Genomic DNA, 1,236 nt, shown 5'->3' with positions numbered 1-1,236 from the left:
CCTCGGTGTACCCGCCGTTCCCGCAGCAGGGTCCGGCACCGAGGCCGCCGCGCCGGTTCGGTGCGGGCCTGGCCGCCGTCGCGCTGACGGCCGCCCTCGTCGGCGGTGCGGCCGGTGTCGGCGGCGCCTACCTGGTGCTCGACGGTTCCTCCACCCCGGCCACGCTGACCAGCGCCGCCGCCCCCGGCACCCCGGCCACCCCGGCCGACGGCTCGATCGCCGGTGCCGCGGCCGCGATCACCCCGAGCACGGTGGACATCCAGGTCCGCACCGCGCAGAGCGTCGCCGAGGGCTCCGGGGTCATCCTGACCTCCGACGGCCAGATCCTCACCAACAACCACGTGGTCGGCAACGCCACCGACGGCGGCCGGATCACCGTGTCCACCGCCGACGGGAAGCAGTACCCCGCGACCGTCGTCGGCACCTCCCCCAGCTACGACCTCGCCGTCATCAAGTTGCAGGGCGCCACGGACCTGAAGCCCGCCACTCTCGGGGAGTCCTCGAGCGTGCAGGTCGGCGAGCAGGTCGTCGCGAACGGCTCGCCGCAGGGCCTGTCCGGTACCGTCACCGCGGGCATCGTCTCGGCGCTCAACCGGACCGTCACCGCGGGCGGCGACGGCCAGGCCCCGGTCGTCTACAACGGCCTGCAGACCGACGCCCCCATCAACCAGGGCAACTCCGGCGGTCCGCTGGTCAACCTGGCCGGGCAGGTCGTCGGCATCAACTCCGCGATCGCCACCGCCGGGCAGAGCTCCGGCTCGATCGGGCTGGGCTTCGCGATCCCGGTCGACACCGCGAAGCGGGTCGCCCAGGAGCTGATGGACTCCGGCGTCGCGACCAAGCCGCAGCTCGGCGTGCAGGGCTCGGTGTCGGCCTCCGGCGGCGCCCCGAGCGGGACCGCGGGCGCCCAGATCACGACGGTGGAGCCGGACTCGCCGGCGGCCGCCGCGGGCATCACGGCGGGCGACGTCGTCACCAAGGTCAACGAGTACCCGGTGTCGAGCTTCGCGGACCTGATCGCCCGGGTCGGCAACTTCACGCCCGGCCAGCAGGTCACGCTGACCGTCGGCAGCGGGTCCGGTGCCCGCGAGGTGCCGGTCACCCTCGGCAGCGTGCGCGACACCGCGGCCGCGACCGCCCAGAACGGGTCGCGCACCGTGCCCGAGGGCGGCGGTTCGACCGGTGAGCTGCCGTTCGGCATCAACCCCTTCGGCGGCGGCAACTGACCCGCCCCCC

1 protein-coding gene is annotated in these 1,236 nt (G+C 74.8%); it reads left to right on the top strand.

Features of this window, described 5'->3' with window-relative positions; all coding sequences use genetic code 11:
* On the top strand, positions 1-1,226 hold a 1,226-nt coding region (locus tag GTW08_RS13205; protein WP_161151985.1), incomplete at its 5' end, for a S1C family serine protease.
* Positions 1,227-1,236 lie beyond the last annotated feature (10 nt).

This window comes from Pseudonocardia sp. SID8383 (assembly GCF_009864975.1).
Classification (GTDB): domain Bacteria; phylum Actinomycetota; class Actinomycetes; order Mycobacteriales; family Pseudonocardiaceae; genus Pseudonocardia; species Pseudonocardia alni.
The sequence above is the reverse complement of the archived record's forward strand: the minus strand, read 5'-3'. Positions and strand labels throughout refer to the sequence as shown.